15 protein-coding genes are annotated in these 19,842 nt (G+C 61.8%); 4 read left to right on the top strand and 11 right to left on the bottom strand.

The window, feature by feature from the left end:
- Positions 1-24: 24 nt before the first annotated feature.
- Both HX805_RS04165 and HX805_RS04170 read left to right on the top strand, forming a co-directional pair.
- Positions 25-525 (top strand): M48 family metallopeptidase, encoded by a 501-nt coding sequence (locus HX805_RS04165; protein WP_087693221.1) that lies wholly within the window; start codon positions 25-27, stop codon positions 523-525.
- A gap of 19 nt (positions 526-544) precedes the next feature.
- Positions 545-841 carry a helix-turn-helix domain-containing protein gene (locus tag HX805_RS04170; protein WP_087693220.1) on the top strand — a complete coding sequence of 99 codons (297 nt, stop codon included), beginning with the start codon at positions 545-547 and terminating at the stop codon, positions 839-841.
- Positions 842-956: 115 nt separating this feature from the next.
- Here the strand turns inward: HX805_RS04170 and HX805_RS04175 are convergent, their stop codons facing one another.
- The gene (locus HX805_RS04175; RefSeq protein ID WP_003216885.1) at positions 957-1,409 is read right to left on the bottom strand and encodes a GNAT family N-acetyltransferase; all 453 of its coding nucleotides are present in this window, start codon (positions 1,407-1,409) and stop codon (positions 957-959) included.
- Between the two features lie 220 nt (positions 1,410-1,629).
- Here HX805_RS04175 and HX805_RS04180 point away from each other — a divergent pair, with 220 nt between their 5' ends.
- A complete protein-coding gene (locus HX805_RS04180) occupies positions 1,630-2,367 on the top strand; it encodes an ABC transporter substrate-binding protein (protein WP_177116624.1) in 738 nt (245 codons plus the stop codon).
- 104 nt (positions 2,368-2,471) lie between these two features.
- On the opposite strand, the gene yccS is transcribed toward HX805_RS04180, so the two are convergent.
- The 10 genes from yccS to betI form a co-directional block, all read right to left on the bottom strand.
- Positions 2,472-4,655 carry a YccS family putative transporter gene (gene yccS / locus HX805_RS04185; RefSeq protein ID WP_177068431.1) on the bottom strand — a complete coding sequence of 728 codons (2,184 nt, stop codon included), beginning with the start codon at positions 4,653-4,655 and terminating at the stop codon, positions 2,472-2,474.
- Between the two features lie 234 nt (positions 4,656-4,889).
- On the bottom strand, positions 4,890-6,068 hold the full coding sequence (locus HX805_RS04190; RefSeq protein ID WP_102604416.1) for an NAD(P)/FAD-dependent oxidoreductase: 1,179 nt from the start codon (positions 6,066-6,068) through the stop codon (positions 4,890-4,892).
- Between the two features lie 160 nt (positions 6,069-6,228).
- Positions 6,229-7,566: an ATP-dependent RNA helicase DbpA gene (gene dbpA, locus HX805_RS04195; RefSeq protein WP_236260841.1), complete on the bottom strand. Its 1,338-nt coding sequence runs from the start codon at positions 7,564-7,566 to the stop codon at positions 6,229-6,231.
- 130 nt (positions 7,567-7,696) lie between these two features.
- Positions 7,697-9,124 (bottom strand): multidrug transporter subunit MdtD, encoded by a 1,428-nt coding sequence (mdtD, locus tag HX805_RS04200; protein WP_003216894.1) that lies wholly within the window; start codon positions 9,122-9,124, stop codon positions 7,697-7,699.
- Positions 9,125-9,160: 36 nt separating this feature from the next.
- The gene (locus HX805_RS04205) at positions 9,161-10,051 is read right to left on the bottom strand and encodes an alpha/beta fold hydrolase (RefSeq protein ID WP_177116625.1); all 891 of its coding nucleotides are present in this window, start codon (positions 10,049-10,051) and stop codon (positions 9,161-9,163) included.
- Between the two features lie 329 nt (positions 10,052-10,380).
- Positions 10,381-11,697, bottom strand: coding sequence for a TldD/PmbA family protein (locus tag HX805_RS04210; protein ID WP_177116626.1), 1,317 nt, complete (start codon positions 11,695-11,697; stop codon positions 10,381-10,383).
- Positions 11,697-13,139 carry a TldD/PmbA family protein gene (locus HX805_RS04215; protein WP_177116627.1) on the bottom strand — a complete coding sequence of 481 codons (1,443 nt, stop codon included), beginning with the start codon at positions 13,137-13,139 and terminating at the stop codon, positions 11,697-11,699. The genes HX805_RS04210 and HX805_RS04215 overlap by 1 nt, the downstream gene beginning before the upstream one ends.
- 211 nt (positions 13,140-13,350) lie before the next feature.
- Complete coding sequence (betA, locus tag HX805_RS04220) at positions 13,351-15,054, bottom strand: choline dehydrogenase (RefSeq protein ID WP_003216899.1); 1,704 nt, start codon at positions 15,052-15,054, stop codon at positions 13,351-13,353.
- A 196-nt stretch (positions 15,055-15,250) separates the two neighbouring features.
- Positions 15,251-16,723, bottom strand: a complete 1,473-nt coding sequence (betB, locus tag HX805_RS04225; RefSeq protein WP_003216900.1) for a betaine-aldehyde dehydrogenase — start codon at positions 16,721-16,723, stop codon at positions 15,251-15,253.
- Positions 16,724-16,784: 61 nt separating this feature from the next.
- A complete protein-coding gene (gene betI / locus HX805_RS04230; protein ID WP_003216902.1) occupies positions 16,785-17,378 on the bottom strand; it encodes a transcriptional regulator BetI in 594 nt (197 codons plus the stop codon).
- Between the two features lie 376 nt (positions 17,379-17,754).
- Here betI and HX805_RS04235 point away from each other — a divergent pair, with 376 nt between their 5' ends.
- Positions 17,755-19,689 carry a BCCT family transporter gene (locus tag HX805_RS04235; protein WP_236260840.1) on the top strand — a complete coding sequence of 645 codons (1,935 nt, stop codon included), beginning with the start codon at positions 17,755-17,757 and terminating at the stop codon, positions 19,687-19,689.
- The last annotated feature ends 153 nt before the right edge of the window (positions 19,690-19,842 follow it).

The following is a 19,842-nucleotide window of genomic DNA, read 5'->3' on the forward strand; positions in this document are numbered from 1 at the left end:
ATTCAAATACCCGTTGTTGACCCCATGACCGCGCTGAAATACCTCCAGGCCTACCCCCCAGCATTGCAGGAGCAAGTGCGCCAGCTGATTGCCAAGGACCAACTCGGCGACTACCTGACCCAGCGCTACCCCGAGCGGCATGGCGTGCAGAGCGACAAAGCGCTGTACAACTACGCCCAGGCCCTGAAGCAGGAACACCTGCGCAACGCCCCGGCCATCGACAAGGTGCTGTTCGACAACCGCCTGGACCTGACCCACCGCGCCCTCGGCCTGCACACCACCATCTCCCGGGTGCAGGGTGGCAACCTCAAGTCGAAGAAAGAAATCCGTATCGCCTCGCTGTTCAAGGAAGCCGCGCCGGAATTTCTGCGCATGATCGTGGTACACGAACTGGCGCACTTCAAGGAATCGGACCACAACAAGGCGTTCTACAAACTCTGTGAATACATGTTGCCGGGCTACCATCAGGTGGAATTCGACCTGCGGGTGTACCTGACCTGGCGGGACCTGCAGGGCAAGCCCTGACCTTCAAAGGCGATCGAGCATGGATGTGAGCAAGACCAAAAGCAGCTTCTACCGGCGCCTGTATGTGGCGTACCTGATTGATAGCCAGCTGGCCAGCAGCGTGCCGGCACTGACCGAGGTGACGGGCATGCCCCGGCGTACTGCACAGGACACGATTGCGGCGTTGGCGGACCTGGATATCGTGTGTGAGTTTGAACAGGAAGACGGGGCCCGCAACCATGCCGGGCGCTATCGGATTCGTGATTGGGGCGCGATTGATCGGCGCTGGATCGAGGCGAACCTAAGCCGGATCAAGGCTGTCCTGGATTACCCCTGAAGGCTTGTGGTGACCGGGCTGACGCCTTCGCGAGCAAGCCCGCTCCCACATTCGACCGCATTCCAAAGGTGGAACTCGGTCAAATGTGGGAGCGGGCTTGCTCGCGAAGAGGCCCTCATGCCCGGCGCATGCCTATATGTGGAATGTCATCCTCAAGGTATTCCTCACCCGCCACCACAAACCCGTACCGCCCGTAATACCCCTGCAAATGCGCCTGGGCCGACAGATAGATCGGCACGTCGGGCCACTGTTTCTCCGCCTGCCTGAGGGCCTCATCCATCATCTGGTGGCCCAGCCCGGTACCCCGCGCGCTTGGCGCAACGATCACCCGGCCGATCACCACATCACCACCTTGTGATTCAGGATCCAGCAGGCGGAGGTAGGCCTGCAGTTGACCATCATCCCAGGCCATCAGGTGATGGGTGTCACCGTCCAGGTCCTGGCCGTCGATGTCCTGGTACACGCATTTCTGCTCGACCACGAAGACCTCCGAGCGCAGGCGCAAAATGGCGTACAGCTGCTCCTTGCCCAGGTCACTGTGGTGTTTGCAGACCCATTCGACTGTCATGGTGTTCTCTCGGCTGATTGTCTGGTCAGGATAGTAAGCGCGCGGGAGGCGAGTGTCTAAATTGCGGTTTTTTTGTGAGTGAGATCAATTTGCCATCATTCTCTGCGTGCGACGCTGCCGTCTTTGTGTAATCTGCAGTACAGGCTCATTGATGAGCTACTGTTAAATCCTCGGGTTGCCCCAGAGGTCAGGCCATAGAATGCCCGCCAAGGACTTGAGCATGCCGCGATTTTCTCGTGCCGTTGCTTTGATCGGTTTGTTGTTGCTGGCCCAGGCGGCGGCGGCAGAACGCTTGCGACTGGTGGCGGATGCCTGGCCGCCGTTCACTGACGCCACCCTGGTCAATGGTGGTTTGGCCACCGACATCGTGACCACCGCCCTGGCCCGTGCCGGCTATGCCAGTGAGTTTGAACAGGTGCCCTGGGCCCGCGCCCTGATGGGTGTGGGCGATGGGCGTTACGACGTATTGGTGAACGCCTGGTACGACGATGCGCGTACTCAGCTGGGGCAGTTTTCCGGCGAATACCTGCTCAACCGGGTGCTGTTTCTCAAGCGCCGCGACGATACCATCGACTACCAGAACCTGGAGCAGTTGCACGACTACCCCGTCGCGGTGGTGCGTGGCTATGCGTATTCAGCGGCGTTCGATGCCGATCCGCAATTGCAGAAAGTCCCGGTGCATAACTTCGCCATGGCCGTGCGCATGCTGGCGGCGCAGCGGGTGCGGCTGACGCTGGAGGACGAATTCGTCGCCCGCTACTACCTGGCTCGGGAGTCCGCCACCGTGCGCAACGCGGTGGAGTTTTTGCCGGTGCCGCTGAGTGAAAACAGCCTGCACATTCTGGTTAGCCTGAAAAATCCTCAGCATCAGCAGATTGTTGCCGGGTTTGATCGGGAGATTGCCAGGATGAAGGCAGATGGCAGTTATGCGCGGTTGATGAAGCAGCACGGGATGTAGTGAGGCTAATGGCCCCTTCGCGAGCAAGCCCGCTCCCACATTCGACCGCATTCCAAAGGTGGAACTCGGCCGAATGTGGGAGCGGGCTTGCTCGCGAAGAGGGTTCAGGCTTCGCTGGTATCTTTGATCAGGTGAGCCGCCAACGTGCGCAACGGCCCCAGTTGCCGGCAGATCAGCGCCAATTGCGTCTGCACCAGCCGCTGCCCTTCGTCAATCTCATCCGGCATCTGCTCCAGGTCCACTGCCAAGGCTTCCTCGGCATCGCTCTGAATCGCGATCGGCTGCTTGTTCGCCAGCCCCATGGCGATCTCGTCAATGCTCGCCGCCAGCGTCTTCCCGGCGCCTTCAATCAAGTGCTCGCGCACTTCCGCCGGCAGTTGGGTTTCCCGGTGGGCGCCCAGCCCCGACAGGTAGCTGAGCAGCGTGTGGGACAGCACCAGGAACCTGAACCCCACGTCCGCTTCCTTACGGAAATGCCCCGGCTCCATCAGCATGTTCGCCAGGGTGGTGGACAGCGCGGCGTCGGCGTTGTGGGCATTGCGCCGGGCGAGGCGGTAAGCCAGGTCGTCGCTTTTGCCCGCGGCGTACTGCTGCATGATCTGGCGCAGGTAGATGCTGTTGCAGGTCAGGGTATTGGCCAGCACCTTGTTCAGGCGCCGGCCCTGCCAGTCCGGCAGGAACAGGAACACCGCCAGCCCGGCGATCAGGCTGCCGAGCAAGGTATCGAACAGCCGTGGCAGGAACAGCCCGTAGCCGTCGCCCACCTGGTTGAAGCAGAACAGCACCATCAGCGTGATCGCAGCGGTCGCCAGGGTGTAGCGCGTGGTGCGGTTGATAAAGAACACCAGGCCCGCGGCGATGGCGAACATCGACTGGATCAGCGGGTTGGGGAACAGGTCGAACAGCGCCCAGGCGATGGTCAGGCCGATGGCCGTGCCGATGATCCGCTGGCCCAGCTTGCGCCGGGTGGCGCCGTAGTTTGGCTGGCACACGAACAGCGTGGTGAGGATGATCCAATAGCCTTGGGACGGGTGAATCAAGTGCACCATCCAGTAGCCGATACTCAGCGCCAGGGGCAGGCGCAGGGCATGGCGGAACAGCAACGAAGTCGGCGTCAACTGCGTGCGCAGGCGTGTCCACATTTCCTTGAGGTTGCGCGGTGCACGGTCCAGCAGGCTGCTGTCGGTGGCATCGGCCAGGCTGTCGGGGTTGGCGGCGTCGCCCAGCAGGCGGTCCAGGGTCGACAGGTTGGCGGCCAGGGCGCGCAGGGAGCGCAGCAGGCCGCGCCAGGCCGGGTTGCTCTGGATGCGCAGGTGTTCCAGGGAGGCATTCAGGTCGCCCAGGGCTTCGGCAAAGCTGTCGTCATAGACGAAAGGCTGGCGCATCTGGATCGATTCGGCCAGGGTCTGGCAGGCCTTGCCTTGCTGGCGCAACAGGCGCTGGCAGCGGAACAGCACGTCGCTGTGGAAGAAGGCTTCGGCGAGGGCGTTGTAAGGGTAGTGCGAGGAACTGGCGCGCTCGTGGATGTCCTGGGCCAGGAAGTACAGCTTGAGGTAGCGGCTGACCTTGGAGCCCGGGCGACCATTGCCGACCCGGTGCAGGATGATCTCTTTGGCGGCGTTCAGTGCTGCCACCACCCGGCCGTTCTGCTGCGCCAGTTCCAGGCGCCGCGCTTCCACATCCAGTTGGCGGATCGGTTCGAACAGTGACGACTTGAGCTTGAGGTAACGCCCCAGCTCGCGAAACAGTCGCGCCAGGCTCTGCTGCACCGGCTGGTTGGAAAACAGCACCTGCCACAACACCGACAGCGCGCCATACCACGCGGCGCCGGCAACCAGCAGCAAGGGTTCATGCCAGAAGTCGGTGACGGCGCCACCGCGCTGGTCCACGCCGATCATGGTGTAGACCGAGAGAATCAGGGTGGCCGAAGCGATCGCCCCATAACGCTCGCCGAGGGCACCGAGCATGGTCAGGCCGAAGCTGGACAGAGCCAGGAAGATCGCGAAGATCCAGGGATAAGGGAAAAGCAGTTCGACGGACAGTGCCGCAGTGCTGAAGCACACCAGTGTCACGGCCAGGGCGTTGAGCCGGCCTTGCCAGTTGTCATCGGTCTCGGCCAGGGCGCTGGCGATAATGCCCAGGAACAGCGGGATCAGCAGCGCCATTTCATTCTGGTACCAGCACAGCGCCATGCTGCCGGTCAGGGCGATGAATACCCGTACGCTGTAACTGAACTTGTCCAGTGCCCAAAGGCGCCGCATGGACTGCTTGAAGGAGGTCGATGACATGAAGTCTGGGGTCTTCCGGGACGATGCCGCTAAATTGAGCCAGTAATGACGCCACGGCAAGCGTGGCGATCACATCTGAGAGCAAAATTTATTCCAGGCATTACTTCCAAGCACACCACGAACCAAATGTGGGAGCGGGCTTGCTCGCGAAGGCGGTGTATCAGTCACTGATGTATTAGCTGACACTCCGCCTTCGCGAGCAAGCCCGCTCCCACATTTTTTTACCGCGTTCCGTCAGGCAAATTGGGCAGCGGCATAACCGGAGGCCCACGCCCACTGGAAATTGAACCCGCCCAGGTGACCGGTCACATCCAGCACTTCTCCGATGAAGTACAAACCAGGGCTTTTCAGGGATTCCATGGTCTTGGACGAGACTTCCCGGGTGTCCACGCCACCCAGGGTGACCTCGGCGGTGCGATAGCCTTCAGTACCCGCCGGCACCAGTTGCCAGCTCCCCAGTTTGCCGGCGATGTCGGCAATCTCGGCGTGGGTGTACTGCTTCATCGGCTTGGAAACGAACCAGGTTTCGGCCAGCAGGTTGGCCATCTTCTTGGTGAAGATCTCACCCAGCAGGGTTTTCAGCTCGCTGTTCGGGCGCTCCACCTGTTGCGCTTGCAGCCAGGTGTGGGCGTCGTGGTCGGGCAGCAGGTTGATTTCCACGGTGTCGCCGGGTTCCCAGTAGGAGGAAATCTGCAGGATCGCCGGCCCGCTCAGGCCACGGTGGGTAAACAGGATGTTCTCGCGAAAGCTTTGGTCGTTGCAGCTCACCAGGCAATCCACGGACGTACCGGACAGCTCGCCGCACAATTCCTTGAGCTGGTCGGTGATGGTGAACGGCACCAGCCCGGCACGGGTTGGCAGCAGTTCATGGCCGAACTGCTTGGCCACTTGATAACCAAAGCCGGTGGCCCCCAGGGTCGGGATCGACAGCCCGCCGGTGGCGATCACCAGTGATTCGCAGCGCAACTCACCCAGGGTGGTTTGCAACTGATAGCCGCCATCGACCTTGGCAATCTCCTGCACCGAGGTGTCCAGGTGCATGCTCACGCCGACCTGGATGCACTCATCCAGCAGCATCCCGAGGATGTCGCTGGACTTGTTATCGCAGAACAGCTGGCCGAGTTTTTTCTCGTGGTACGGCACGCCGTGCTTGGCCACCAGCGCGATGAAATCCCACTGGGTGTAGCGGGCCAGGGCGGACTTGCAGAAGTGCGCGTTGTGGGAGAGGAAGTTGGCAGGCTCCGTGTACATATTGGTGAAGTTGCAGCGGCCACCGCCGGACATCAGGATCTTTTTGCCGGCCTTGTTCGCGTGGTCGATCAACATCACCTTGCGCCCACGCCCGGCGGCGGTCAGCGCACACATCAAGCCTGCGGCGCCGGCGCCAATGATCACAACTTCGGTCGAGCGCACAGCCATGTCCTCATACAAATTCTGAATTGGAATACAGTCAAATGTGGGAGCGGGCTTGCTCGCGAATGCGGAGTGTCAGTCACCGAATCTGTCGACTGATATACCGCATTCGCGAGCAGGCCCGCTCCCACATTTTTGATCTCGGTATAGCTTGAGATCTTTACAGGATACGCACGCGCAACGAACGGCCTTTGATCTTGCCGTCATTCAAACGCTGCAATGCCTGCTTGGCGATCCCGCGTTCCACGGCCACGAACGCCTGGAAATCAAAGATCGCGATCTTGCCGACCTGGGCCCCCGGGATCCCGGCTTCACCGGTCAGTGCGCCGAGGATGTCGCCCGGGCGAACCTTGTCTTTACGGCCGGCGGCAATGCACAGGGTGCTCATCACCGGCAGCAACGGGCCGCCGCTCTGAGGCTTGAGGTTGTCCAACTGGTCCCAGTTCAGCGGCGACTTCTGCAACTGCTCGATGGCCTGGGCGCGGTGGGCTTCGGACGGTGCGACGAGGCTGATAGCAATGCCCGTCTCACCCGCGCGACCGGTACGGCCCACGCGGTGGATGTGGATTTCCGAGTCGCGGGCCAGTTCGACGTTGATCACCATGTCCAGTGCATCAATGTCCAGGCCACGGGCAGCCACGTCGGTGGCGACCAGTACCGACGTACTGCGGTTGGCGAACATCGCCAGTACCTGGTCACGGTCGCGCTGTTCCAGGTCGCCATGCAGGCCAACGGCGGAGATGCCCTTGGCGGTCAGGTGATCCACGGTTTCCTGCACTTGCTGCTTGGTAAAGCAGAAGGCTACGCAAGACGCCGGGCGGAAATGCGCCAGGACCTTGGTCACCGCGTCCATGCGCTCTTCCGGGGAGATCTCGTAGAAGCGTTGCTCGATCTGGTCGTCCGAGTGGAACGCTTCGGCCTTGACCTGTTGCGGCGCGCGCATGAATTTCGAGGCCAGTTGCTTGATGCTCACCGGGTAGGTGGCCGAGAACAGCAGGGTCTGGCGGCGGGCCGGGGTCTTGCTGATGATGTCTTCGATGGCGTCGTAGAAGCCCATGTCGAGCATGCGGTCGGCTTCATCGAGGATCAGCGTGTTCAAGCCGTCCAAAACCAGCGAACCCTTGCGCAGGTGCTGCTGGATGCGGCCCGGGGTGCCGACGATGACGTGGGCGCCGTGCTCCAGGGAGGCGATCTGCGGGCCGAGGGACACGCCGCCGCACAGGGTCAGCACCTTGATGTTGTCTTCGGCGCGGGCCAGGCGACGGATTTCCTTGGCCACCTGGTCAGCCAGCTCGCGGGTCGGGCACATGACCAGTGCCTGGCAGCCGAAGTAGCGCGGGTTGATCGGGTTCAACAGGCCGATGCCAAAGGCTGCGGTCTTGCCGCTGCCGGTCTTGGCCTGGGCAATCAGGTCCAGCCCTTTGAGGATCACCGGCAAGCTTTGCGCCTGGATCTGCGTCATCTCGACATAACCCAGCGAGTCGAGGTTAGCCAGCATGGCGGCGGACAGGGGCAAAGTATTAAAAGCGGTGGCGATGGTAGTCACGGGACTGGCTCTGCAAAACAAAATGTCGCGCAGTGTACCAGCCTCGTGGGATTTTCCCTGCAAGTTCTAGACGAGAAGCCTGTTAATGCTCAATGTCGTGCTCACGGCTGACCACGCGTTTGCCGTCTTTTGGCGACAATTGCAGGAAGATCGCCGCCGCCAGCATCGCCATGATGCCCACGGTGACGAAGGTCAACTGGAACGCCCCAAGCACCGTGTCGACCCCGTCGTTGCCCACTTCGGCGGTAAAACCACCCAGCAGCGCACCGGCGCAGGCCACCCCAAGGCTCAGGGACAACTGCGCCACCACCGACAGCAAACTGTTGCCGCTGCTGGCCTGGGCGTCGTCGAGGTCGATCAGGGTCACGGTGTTCATCGCGGTGAATTGCAGCGAGTTGATCGCCCCGAGGATCGCCAGCATGCTCAGCAGCAGCGGGTAGGGCGTGTGTTCGCTGACCAGGCCCATGCTCGCCAGCATGATGCCCAGCGCCAGGGTGTTGCCGGTCAGCACCACGCGGTAGCCCAGGCGCTCGATCAGCGGCCGGGCGATGGACTTGGCAAACATCGCCGCCGCCGCCAGGGGCAGCATGCTCATCCCGGCTTCGGACGGTGAGTAACCGAGCGCCACCTGCAGCAACAGCGGCACCAGGAACGGCAACGCGCCGCTGCCCAGGCGAGCGAACAGGTTGCCGAGGATGCCCACCGCAAAGGTCCGGGTCTTGAACAGCACCGGCGAGAACAGCGGGTTGTCGATATGCCCGGCGCGCAGCCAATACGCCGCCAGGCACGCGAGGCCGCCGAACAGCAGCAACATCACCCGCAGGTGCGGCAGGTGCAATTCGCCGAGGCCTTCCATGGCGATAGTGATCAGCACCATCGCCGCGCCGAACAGCAGGAAACCCACGCCGTCGAACCGCGTACGTTCGCTGCCGCGCAGGTCGGGGATGAATTTCCAGACGGCGTAGCAGCCGATGATGCCCACCGGCAGGTTGATCAGGAAGATCCAGTGCCAGGTCAGGTATTGCACCATCCAGCCGCCCATGGTCGGGCCGAGCAGTGGGCCGAGCAGCCCGGGAATGGTGATGAAACCCATGATCCGCACCAGCTCCGAGCGCGGGTAGGCGCGCAGCACCACCAGCCTGCCCACCGGCAACATCAACGCACCGCCCAGGCCCTGGATCACCCGGGCGCCCACCAGCATGGTCAAGGTGCTGGAGAGTGCGCAGAGCAATGAGCCAATGCTGAACAGCATGATCGCGCCGAAGAAGATCTTCTTGGTGCCGAAGCGGTCGGCCACCCAACCCGAGGCGGGAATCAGCAGGGCCACGGTGAGCATGTAGGCAATCACTACGCCTTGCATGCGCAAGGGGTTCTCCGCCAGGTCTCGAGCCATGGCCGGCAAGGCGGTGTTGAGAATCGTCCCATCCAGCGACTGCATGAAGAAGGCAATCGCTACCACCCAGGGTAGCCAGCGGGCGGTCTTGGCATCGAGAGGGGCGCGATTCGGCATGAGTTACCTTTTTGTTAGCAGCCTATGTGTCGGCGATTATGCGCCATCGGCAGCTCCTTTTCCCACTGGCCCTTCGTCTATATCTGACAACTCCACGTGTTTGCCCACCAGGAAATCAATCAGCGCGCGGTGCACGGCCAGGGCCGCTTCGCGGGATTCCAGGTCGAGCAAATGGCCGGTGTGTTCGGCGGTGGCGAAGCTGCTGCGGCCTACGTATTTCTTGAACAGTTGGGCTTCGTCTGCCGGGGTGTACTCGTCCAGCACGCCGTTGAGGAAGTGCACCGGGGTTTCGATCCGGGTCAGTTGCGGCAGGTAGTTGCCGTCACCCAGCGCCAGCACCTGATGGATATGGAAGCGTGCCTGGCGATACTCGGTGGTGGCCATGGTCGACAGGTGCCGGTGGTTGTTGCGCTTGAGCCGGGGCGACAGGTATTTGCCCACGGTTTCATTCAGCAGATGGCCGACGGCGGATTTGTCATCGGCCTCGATCAGCACGCGCACCCGCTCTACGTATTCGAGCATGGCCTGGTTGAGGTTGGGCGCCAGTGCCATCACCACCGAGCTTTCAATCGACGGCGGGTTATGGGCGAGGGTCAGCAGCGTGGAAATCCCGCCCCATGAGGCAGACACCAGGTGGTTGACCTGAAAGCGTTCCACCAGAGCGCGCAGGATCTGCACTTCATCGTCCTTGGTCACAAGGTCGAGGTCGGTGTTGTGCGGGCGTGAATAGCCGGAGAACGGCAGGTCGAACATCAGCACATTGAAGTGCTCGGACAGGCACTTGCTGGTGCGTGCAAACGAGCGGGTGGTGGACAGCGCGCCGTTGACCAACAGCACGGTTTTCTTCTCTGGGTTGTTACCAAGCTGCTCTACGTGAACGTTGTAGTGCTTGAACAGCTTTTCAATGACAAAACTTCCATGGTTCATGTCAACGCTCCAGCTTGCCCTATCCCGGGCAAGGTCGTGCATCACTTGCGTGCAAGTGGGTTGAGGACGGCGGGGTGTTGTTTGAGTTTTTTTACCGCGCGGACGTGGCTAGGTGCCACCAACCTTTATAACGAGGTTTTTCGCGAGCGACAACTGGCCGGACGGCCAGGTGTCTGGAGTGGGGCTTTGAGGATGAACCGAATCAAAATGTGGAATGCGATCAACTGTGGGAGCGGGCTTGCTCGCGAATGCGGTGCCTCAGTCACAGATGTAGTGGCTGACACGCCGCATTCGCGAGCAAGCCCGCTCCCACATGGGTTTTGCGTTGCTTATAAGGTCAGGGTCAGGCGTTTTACCAGCGCCCCCGGCAGCAGATTGGATGACGTATTGCGCTGGCTATACGTACTCGCCGACAGCAGCAATTCCCGATCAGCGGTCAGCGCTTCCAGTTGCGAGCCCAGCAGGCTGTACACGCTGTCATCAAAACGCATGGTGCTGACCGGCGCCTTGATCTCGCCGTCTTCGACCCAGAACGTGGCGAAGCGGGTCATGCCGGTCAGGCGCGCGGCGGGCTGGTCGGAGTAGTTCAGGTACCACAGGTTGCTGATGTACAAGCCGGTGCCCAATTGCTTGAGGATATCGGCCTGGGCCAGGTCGCCGGCCGCCATCTGCAGGGCGCTTGGAGATTCATCGCCGCTGGCGCCATTGGTGCTCAAGCCGTATTCGGCAGCACTGCGGGAGTTCACCAATTGGCCTTCAGCCTTGCCGGCATTGATCAGCTTCACATCACTGCGCGGATAGCCGTCACGGGAAAACGCCGAACTCAGGGAGCCGCTGACCTGTTCGTCCAGGGTCACCAGCGGGCTCAACGACTGATCACCGCCATACAACCGTTGCAACGGGCTGCCTTTGCTGGCGATGGCCTGGGCGGAAAACCCGCCCCAGGTGAGCATGCTGATGATTTCTTCCATGGCCGCCGGGGCAAGGTAGGCGCGATATTGCCCCGGTGCCAGCGGGTGCAACGGGCGACCAAGGTATTCCAGTTGCTCACGGGCCTGCTTGAAACGCTGGGCGAAGGCCACGCTGTCCCAATCGTTGCCGGCGTAGCTGGCTTTCACCGCTTCACCGTTGGCGTGGAACAGGCTGAAGTCGAAGTTGAAACTGTTGGCCTGGTGCCAGCCGAAGGCGCCTGATGAACTGGCGAAACCACGGCTGATAGGGCCGGCGGCGTAGAAGCCGACCATGTCCACGCCCTCGGCGGCCGCGCTGATTGCTTCCAGCACCTGGGCCAGGTCCGGCAGTGGTCGGTCCTGCTGGTCCTTGTTTTGCCAGGCGTTGTGGTTGAGCAGCAGGTACGGATCCTGCGGCAACAACGGCAAGGTCTCGCGCAGTTGTTGCAGGCCGTCGGCCAGGCGCTGGCGATCCAGTTCAGGCTCGCCCGCCAGGGTGATACCGAGGTCGGCGTGGCGCCCGTCGTTGATCAGCTTCAGGTTCAGGCTGGCCTGTTGCACCTGGCCGGCCTGGCGCACTTTGCCGTGGTTGAAACGCACAAACTCGGAGGACTCGTCGGCGTAGCCGAGGTGGAATTGTTCGTGGTCGGTGATGGCCTGCTTGAGCCAATCCACCAGGGCTTTGAAATTATTCATCAGGCGTCTCCCCCGAACACGTCCACGTTGCTGAACACACACGCCGGTGAGGCATGGCCGACGCGGATCACCTGGTTGGGTTCGCCCTTGCCGCAGTTCGGCGTGCCCAGCACCTTGAAGGTGCTGGCGTCGCCGACGGCGCTGAGGTTGCGCCAGAACTGCGCGGAAATCGCCCGGTAGTTGGGGTTCTTCACCACGCCTTTGAGTTCGCCGTTTTCAATCAACTGGCCCCACTCGCAGCCAAACTGGAATTTGTTGCGTGCATCGTCAATCGACCACGAACGGTTGGTGGACATCAGGATGCCGTTCTCGATGCCGCCAATCAGCTGCGCCATGTTCTGGTCGCCGGCCTCGATATTCAGGTTGGCCATGCGGTCGATCGGCGCGCGGTTCCAGCTGCAGGCACGGCTGTTGGCCACGCCTTGCATGCCGGCGCGGTATTGCGACAACGCACCGCCCAACGGCTTGAGCAGCAAGCCTTCGCGGATCAGGAATTGTTTGCTGGCCTTCGTGCCGTCGTCGTCATGCCCGTAGCTGGCGAGCTGCTCGGGAATGTCCGGGTCGAAGGTCACGTTCAGCAGGTTGGAGCCGTATTGCAGGTGACCGAAATCGCTGGCCTTGACGAAGCTGGTGCCGGCGTAATTGCGCTCGTCGCCCAGGATGCGGTCGAGTTCCAGCGGGTGGCCGATGGATTCGTGGATCTGCAGGATCATCTGGTCGGGCATCAGCAGCAGGTCGCGCGGGCCCTGGGGTGTGTTCGGGGCCAGCAGCAGTTGCAGCGCCTGGTCGGCAATCTGCGGCGCGGCGCCCACCAGGCCGAAGCGGCTGATCACGTCGAAGCCGCCTTGCTGGCCGAAGTTGGTGCCGCCCAGGGTGCGGGTCTGGCTGTCATTGCCGTCGTAGACGGTGACGTTGACACCCGGGAACACAAACCGCTGGGCCTGGCGCAGTTCGGCGCCGGCGCTGTTGAGGTAGATCTGTTCGACGTGGGTGGTGCCCAGGCTGACTTCCCAGTTCACCAGGCGCTCGTCCTTGGGCACGGCGGCCGATTCGGCGCCGAGCAGTTGGTAGCAGTCGCTCAGGGACGGGAAGGGCTGGTCGAGGCTCGGCGACAGGTAGTCGGCAGTGTCGCTGGACACTGGCTGGTCGCGCAGGTCGAGCAGGGCGTGGGGCTTGATGAGCCGGGCTTGCTGTTCGGCGCGCTCAAGGGCGGCTTGCAGGCCGGGCAGGGAAATGTCGTGGGTGGCGGCGTAGGCTTCGACGCCATTGAGGCGCACGGTGAGCATCGCGCCTTCGTCCTGGCTGAGGTGTGGCGGCTCGGCGACGTTCTTGCGTACCGACAGGTACTGGCCGGACTCGCGGACGTAGCGCAGGGAAAAGAATTCGGCGGTAGTGCGCAGGGCACTGAACTGCTTTTTGAGTGTGGCGTGGTGTTCGAACATGGGGCCTTCCTTGTGGGCGGCTCGGCGCGGGCAGGCAAACAGAGTAGGCCTGGGCTGGGAGCTGATCAAGGAAAGTGTAGGCGGGCGGGAGGTCTTGCGGTGTCAGATCGGGCCTCTTCGGGAGCAAGCCCCCTCCCACATTTGATCGGGTTCACACGGTCAAAAATGTGGGAGCGGGCTTGCTCGCGAAGGGAGCACCTCGGTCTATCAGTTACTGCGCAGTAGGACCCACTTCACGCATCGGCTTGCCACGCACCGGCGCATCGCCTGCCACGTAGTAATCCGCAGTGCTGCGCGGCAGTGGCTTGCGGCCACGGATCTTGTCGGCGATTTTCTCGGCGATCATGATCGTCGGCGCGTTCAGGTTGCCGGTGGTGATGATCGGCATGATCGACGCGTCAACTACGCGCAGACCCTGCATGCCATGCACACGGCCTTCGGCGTCAACCACGGCCATCTCGTCGGTGCCCATCTTGCACGAGCAGGACGGGTGGAACGCCGTCTCGGCGTGCTCACGGATAAATTTATCCAGTTGCTCGTCGGTCTGTACGTCGATGCCCGGGCTGATTTCGCGGCCACGGTATTGGTCCAGTGCCGGCTGTTGCATGATTTCACGGGTCAGGCGGATGCCGTCGCGGAATTCCTGCCAGTCCTGTTCGGTAGACATGTAGTTGAAGAGGATGCTCGGGTATTCCCGTGGGTTCTTCGACTTCAGCTGCACGCGGCCACGGCTCGGCGAACGCATGGAACCCATGTGCGCCTGGAAACCGTGCTCTTTCACACCGTTGCTGCCGTTGTAGTTAATCGCTACCGGCAGGAAGTGATACTGGATGTTCGGCCAATCGAATTCTTCACGGGTACGGATGAAACCGCCCGCTTCGAACTGGTTGCTGGCGCCGATGCCGGTGCCGTTGAACAGCCACTCGGCACCAATGGCCGGCTGGTTGTACCAGAGCAGCGACGGGTACAGCGAGACCGGTTGGGTGCACGCGTATTGCAGGTACAGCTCAAGGTGATCCTGCAGGTTTTCGCCGACGCCAGGCAGGTCGTGGACCACCGGAATGTCGAGGCTTTCCAGCAGTTTCGCCGGGCCAACGCCGGAACGTTGCAGCAGTTGCGGCGAAGCGATTGCGCCGCTGCACACCAGGACTTCCTTGCGGGCACGGGCTTCAACACGTTCTTCGGCAGCACCGATCAGGTAGCGAACGCCAACGGCGCGCTTGCCTTCGAACAGGACTTTGTCGGTCAGGGCGTGGGTGACGATGGTCAGCGTCGAGCGCTTCTTGGCCGTGTCCAGGTAACCGCGAGCGGTGCTGGCGCGACGACCGTTTGGCGTCACGGTACGGTCCATCGGGCCGAAGCCTTCCTGCTGGTAGCCGTTCAAGTCTTCGGTACGTGGGTAACCGGCCTGTACGCCGGCTTCAACCATCGCGTGGAACAGCGGGTTGTTGCCGGCCTTTGGCGTGGTCACGCTGACCGGGCCGTCGCCACCGTGGTAGTCGTTCGGGCCGATGTCGCGGGTTTCGGCTTTACGGAAATACGGCAGGCAGTCCAGGTAGGTCCAGTCTTCCAGGCCCGGCAGTTTCGACCAGTTGTCGTAGTCCATCGCGTTGCCGCGGATGTAGCACATGCCGTTGATCAGCGAGGAGCCGCCGAGGCCCTTGCCGCGACCGCACTCCATCCGGCGGCCGTCCATGTGTGGCTCTGGATCGGTTTCGTAGGCCCAGTTATAGCGGCGGCCTTGCAGCGGGAACGCCAGGGCGGCTGGCATCTGGGTACGGAAATCGAAACGATAGTCCGGGCCGCCGGCTTCCAGCAGCAGGACGGTGACGCCTTCGTCTTCGGTCAGACGGGTCGCCAGGGTGTTACCGGCGGAGCCGGCACCCACAATGATGTAGTCGTATTCTTGGGACATTGAATGCACCCTCGTGAAAGTTGGTTCAGGCTGCTTTTGTGGCGAGGGAGCTTGCTCCCGTTCGACTGCGCAGCAGTCGCAAAGTCAGCGCTCGAGTTCTGTCTGAAAGAACTGCGGTACCTGGCATGGGGCTGCTTCGCAGCCCGACGGGAGCAAGCCCCCTCGCCACATGGGTCATGCCAGGCTCAATCAGGTTTTAGAACACCGAGGCGTAGTCGCCCAGCTCAACCTGTACCGATTTGATGCGAGTGAAGTTGTTCAGCGAGCTGATCCCGTTTTCACGGCCCACGCCCGACTGCTTGTAGCCGCCCACCGGCATCTTCGCGTCGGACTCGCCCCAGGCGTTGATCCAGCAGATACCGGCTTCCAGCTGATGAATCACGCGGTGGGCGCGGTTCAGGTCCTTGGTCACCAGGCCAGCGGCCAGGCCGAAGTCGGTGTCGTTGGCGCGGCGGATCACTTCTTCTTCGGTGTCGTAGGTGAGGATGCTCATCACCGGGCCGAAGATTTCTTCACGGACGATGGTCATTTCGTCGGTGCAGTCAGTGAACACGGTCGGGGCCACGTAGGCACCCTTGGCGAATTCACCGTCGGTCAGACGGTCGCCGCCGCACAGCACGCGGGCGCCTTCTTCTTTACCTTTGGCGATGTAGCCGAGCACGCTTTCCATGTGGGCGAAGCTGACCAGCGGGCCGAAGTTGGTGTTTTCATCTTCCGGGTTGCCGATGCGGATGCGGGCAACGCGCTCGGCGATCTTGGCTTCGAACGCGCCTTTGAGGGCGGTCGGAACGAACACGCGGGTGCCGTTGGTGCAGACCTGGCCCGAGCTGTAGAAGTTGGCCATCATCGCGATGTCGGCGGCGCGGTCGAGGTCGGCGTCGTCGAAAATGATCAGCGGGGATTTGCCGCCCAGTTCCATGGTGACTTCCTTGAGCGAAGAGCTCGAAGCGCTGGCCATGACTTTCTTGCCGGTGTCGGTGCCGCCGGTGAAGGAGACTTTCTCGATGCGCGGGTGTTCGGTCAGCCAGGTGCCGACTTCACGGCCGCTGCCGGTCAGGACGTTGAACACGCCATCCGGAACGCCGGCGGCGGTGTAGATTTCAGCCAGTTTCAGGGTGGTCAGCGAGGTGACTTCGCTTGGCTTGAAGATCATCGCGTTACCGGCCGCCAGGGCAGGTGCGGATTTCCACAGGGCGATCTGGATCGGGTAGTTCCATGCGCCGATACCGGCCACGACGCCCAGCGGCTCGCGACGGGTGTAGACGAACGAGGTGTCACGCAGCGGGATCTGCTCGCCTTCGATGGCGGGCACCAGGCCTGCGTAGTATTCCAGCACGTCAGCGCCGGTGACGATGTCGACGTATTGGGTTTCGGAATACGGCTTGCCGGTGTCCAGGGTTTCCAGGGCGGCCAGTTCGTCGTTGCGCTCACGCAGGATATCGACGGCACGACGCAGGATGCGCGAACGCTCCATGGCAGTCATGGCGGCCCAGATTTTCTGGCCCTTTTCGGCGCTGACCACAGCGCGCTCGACGTCTTCTTTGGTGGCGCGTTGCACGTTGGCGAGAACTTCACCGTTAGCCGGGTTGATGGCTTCGAAAGTGGCATCGCTGCCAGCGTCGGAGTAGCCGCCGTCAATGTAGAGTTTTTGCAGTTCGAAACGGGCCATAAAGTCCTCGCAAGTGCATTAGTGGTTGGCGCGGTTCGGGAGTTGAGCGTTTATGTGTGCTCTAACTCACCTGCTTGGCCAATTGGAAATCCATGTATTCGTAAGCGATCCGTTGCGCCTGCTCCGTGTCGAAAGCGTCTCCCGACAGGGCGCCGCGCAACCACAAACCGTCGATCAGGGCCGCCAGGCCTCGGGCTGCGCTGCGTGCCTCGGGCAACGGCAACGCTCGGCGGAACTGGCAACACAGGTTGGAATACAGACGGTGATCGTTGATCCGCTGCAGCCTGTGCAATGACGGGTGGTGCATGCTGGTGGCCCAGAAGGCCAGCCAGGTTTTCATAGCCGGGCCGTTGACTTGGCTGGCGTCGAAGTTGCCTTCGATGATCACCTGAAGATGGGCCCGCGGGCTGTCATCTTTCAGCGCCAACCGGCGCTCGGTGACGTTCTCGATCAGCACGTTCATCAGGTACCGCATCGTGGCGGCGATCAGGCCATTCTTGTCCTGAAAATAGTGACTGATGATGCCATTCGAGACACCGGCCAGACGGGCGATCAGCGCAATGCTGGCATCCCCCATTCCGACCTGATCGACGGCCGTCAATGTGGCTTCGATCAACTGCTGGCGGCGTATGGGTTGCATACCGACCTTGGGCATCGTGCACCTCTCCTTAGGCCTGCCAACGGGCGATAAACGTCCGTCGGCTTGAGGGCCAGTCTATTTTGTTTTGATTGAACGTTCAATCAACAAAGAATAAGATCTGCGACAAATGGTCGCTGCCTACAGGTATTTCCTACGTGCATGTGGCGCCACCTGACATCGGGAAAACCCATGAAACAGCCCGGCACAGCGGTTCGCCGGGGGTTTATGGTTTTTCGGGGTGTCTTTATACACCCGTCCGTCGACTGCCGAAAAATCGATGGCTCGGGTCAAGCGTTGCCTTGTGTTTCTCTGCACTGCCCGGAGCATCTGTGCCATGAGTTCTGCCTCTCTTATAAAGACCCCGCCAGAAAAGGTGCGGGTCAACGGTTGGGTGTTCTACACCTCCACCGCGCTGATTCTGTTGTTGACCGCGATTCTGATCATCGCCCCGCAGGAAGCCGGCAGGATGCTCGGTGTGGCCCAAGCCTGGTTGTCGAAAAGCTTTGGCTGGTACTACATGGTCGTGATCGCCGCCTACCTGGTGTTTGTGGTGGGCCTGGCGTTTTCGTCCTATGGCAAATTGAAACTGGGCAGCAAGGACGACACCCCGGACTTCAGCTACGGCGCCTGGGCCGGCATGCTCTTCTCGTCGGGCATCGGCATCTCGCTGCTGTACTTCGGCGCCTCCGAGCCGCTGGACCACTACTTCAACCCGCCTGAAGGCGCATCGGCCACCGGCGAAGCTGCACGCCAGGCGTTGCAGTTGACGTTCCTGCACTGGGGCCTGCACGGCTGGGCGATCTACGCACTGGTCGGCCTGGCCGTGGCGTATTTTGCCTACCGTCATAACCAGCCGCTGGCCCTGCGCTCGGCGCTGTACCCGCTGGTGGGCGAGCGTTGGGTCAAAGGCGCGGCCGGTCACGCGGTGGACGGCTTCGGCATGTTCGTGACCCTGCTGGGCCTGGTGACGAACCTGGGGATTGGCTCGATGCAAGTGTCGTCCGGGCTGGAAAACCTGTTCGGCATGCAGCACAGCAACACCAACCTGCTGATCGTGATCATCGTGATGAGCACTGTGGCGACCATTGCCGCCGTGTCGGGTGTGGAGAACGGCATTCGCCGCCTGTCCAACCTGAACATCGTGCTGTTCAGCGGCCTGCTGATTTTCGTGCTGCTGTTCGGCCCGACCCTGCACCTGCTCAACGGCTTCGTGCAGAACATCGGCGACTACATGAACGGCATCGTGCTGAAGACCTTCGACCTGTACGTGTACGAAGGCGACGCCGACAAGACCGAACGCTGGATGGGCCTGTGGACCCTGTTCTACTGGGCCTGGTGGATTTCCTGGGCGCCATTCGTGGGCATGTTCATCGCGCGTATTTCCCGTGGTCGCACGGTGCGTGAACTGGTGGCCGGCGTGCTGCTGATCCCGCTGGGCTTCACCCTGGCGTGGCTGTCGATCTTCGGCAACTCGGCCCTGGACCTGGTGGTGAACCATGGCGCGGTGGAGTTGGGCAAGACGGCGCTGGAACAGCCGTCCATGGCGATCTACCAACTGCTTGAGCATTACCCGGCGTCGAAAATCGTCATCGGTGTGTCGATCTTCGTGGGCTTCGTACTCTTCCTGACCCCGGCGGATTCCGGCGCGGTGATGATGGCGAACCTGTCCTGCAAGGGCGGCAACGTTGACGAAGATGCGCCGCACTGGCTGCGGATTTTCTGGTCGGCGGTGATCACCCTGGTGACCATCGGCCTGCTGTTCGCCGGTAACTTCGAAGCCATGCAAACCATGGTGGTGCTGGCGGGCTTGCCGTTCTCGGTGGTGCTGGTGTTCTTCATGTTCGGCCTGCACAAGGCGATGCGCCAGGACGTGGCGATCGAGTTGGAGCAGGCGCAGTTGGCCGAGCGTGGTCGGCGTGGTTTCAGCGAGCGTTTGACTGCCCTGGACCTGCAACCGAGCCAGGGTACCGTGCAACGCTTTATGGACAAGCACGTCACGCCGGCGCTGGAAGAAGCGGCGACTGCGTTGCGTGACCAGGGGCTGGAAGTGCAGACCCTGCTGGGCAAATCCAAGCGCTGCATTGGTGTGCGCATCGAGATGCAAGAGGGCAATCCGTTTGTCTACGAGGTCAGCCTGGATGCTTATTCGTCGGCACCGAACGACTTGCCCGAGGAAGAACGCACGCGCTACTACCGCGCCGAGGTTTACCTGCACAACGGGCCTCAGGAATACGACCTGATGGGCTTCACCCAGGAGCAGATCACCCGGGACGTGCTCGATCAGTTTGAAAGCCATCGGCAGCTCCTTGGCCGTGTCTATAGCTGAGTGTTGAAAGGACAGGTGGTGTCGTTACTGACACCACCTGAGCAAAATGTGGGAGCGGGCTTGCTCGCGAATGCGCAGTGTCAGTCAGTACATCTGACACTGATACACCGCATTCGCGAGCAAGCCCGCTCCCACATTTATGTTGCGGTGTCT

Source organism: Pseudomonas sp. G5001 (genome assembly GCF_013385475.1).
Classification (GTDB): Bacteria; Pseudomonadota; Gammaproteobacteria; order Pseudomonadales; family Pseudomonadaceae; genus Aquipseudomonas.

Excerpts from the sequence above, each read along its gene's own strand:
- HX805_RS04180 (WP_177116624.1), top strand. The coding sequence starts at position 1,630 with ATGCCGCGATTTTCTCGTGCCGTTGCTTTGATCGGTTTGTTGTTGCTG.
- betB (WP_003216900.1), bottom strand. The coding sequence starts at position 16,723 with ATGGCCCGTTTCGAACTGCAAAAACTCTACATTGACGGCGGCTACTCC.
- betA (WP_003216899.1), bottom strand. The coding sequence starts at position 15,054 with ATGTCCCAAGAATACGACTACATCATTGTGGGTGCCGGCTCCGCCGGT.
- betI (WP_003216902.1), bottom strand. The coding sequence starts at position 17,378 with ATGCCCAAGGTCGGTATGCAACCCATACGCCGCCAGCAGTTGATCGAA.
- HX805_RS04205 (WP_177116625.1), bottom strand. The coding sequence starts at position 10,051 with ATGAACCATGGAAGTTTTGTCATTGAAAAGCTGTTCAAGCACTACAAC.
- HX805_RS04175 (WP_003216885.1), bottom strand. The coding sequence starts at position 1,409 with ATGACAGTCGAATGGGTCTGCAAACACCACAGTGACCTGGGCAAGGAG.
- HX805_RS04170 (WP_087693220.1), top strand. The coding sequence starts at position 545 with ATGGATGTGAGCAAGACCAAAAGCAGCTTCTACCGGCGCCTGTATGTG.
- HX805_RS04215 (WP_177116627.1), bottom strand. The coding sequence starts at position 13,139 with ATGTTCGAACACCACGCCACACTCAAAAAGCAGTTCAGTGCCCTGCGC.
- HX805_RS04210 (WP_177116626.1), bottom strand. The coding sequence starts at position 11,697 with ATGAATAATTTCAAAGCCCTGGTGGATTGGCTCAAGCAGGCCATCACC.
- HX805_RS04165 (WP_087693221.1), top strand. The coding sequence starts at position 25 with ATGACCGCGCTGAAATACCTCCAGGCCTACCCCCCAGCATTGCAGGAG.
- yccS (WP_177068431.1), bottom strand. The coding sequence starts at position 4,655 with ATGTCATCGACCTCCTTCAAGCAGTCCATGCGGCGCCTTTGGGCACTG.
- mdtD (WP_003216894.1), bottom strand. The coding sequence starts at position 9,124 with ATGCCGAATCGCGCCCCTCTCGATGCCAAGACCGCCCGCTGGCTACCC.
- dbpA (WP_236260841.1), bottom strand. The coding sequence starts at position 7,566 with ATGCTGGCTAACCTCGACTCGCTGGGTTATGTCGAGATGACGCAGATC.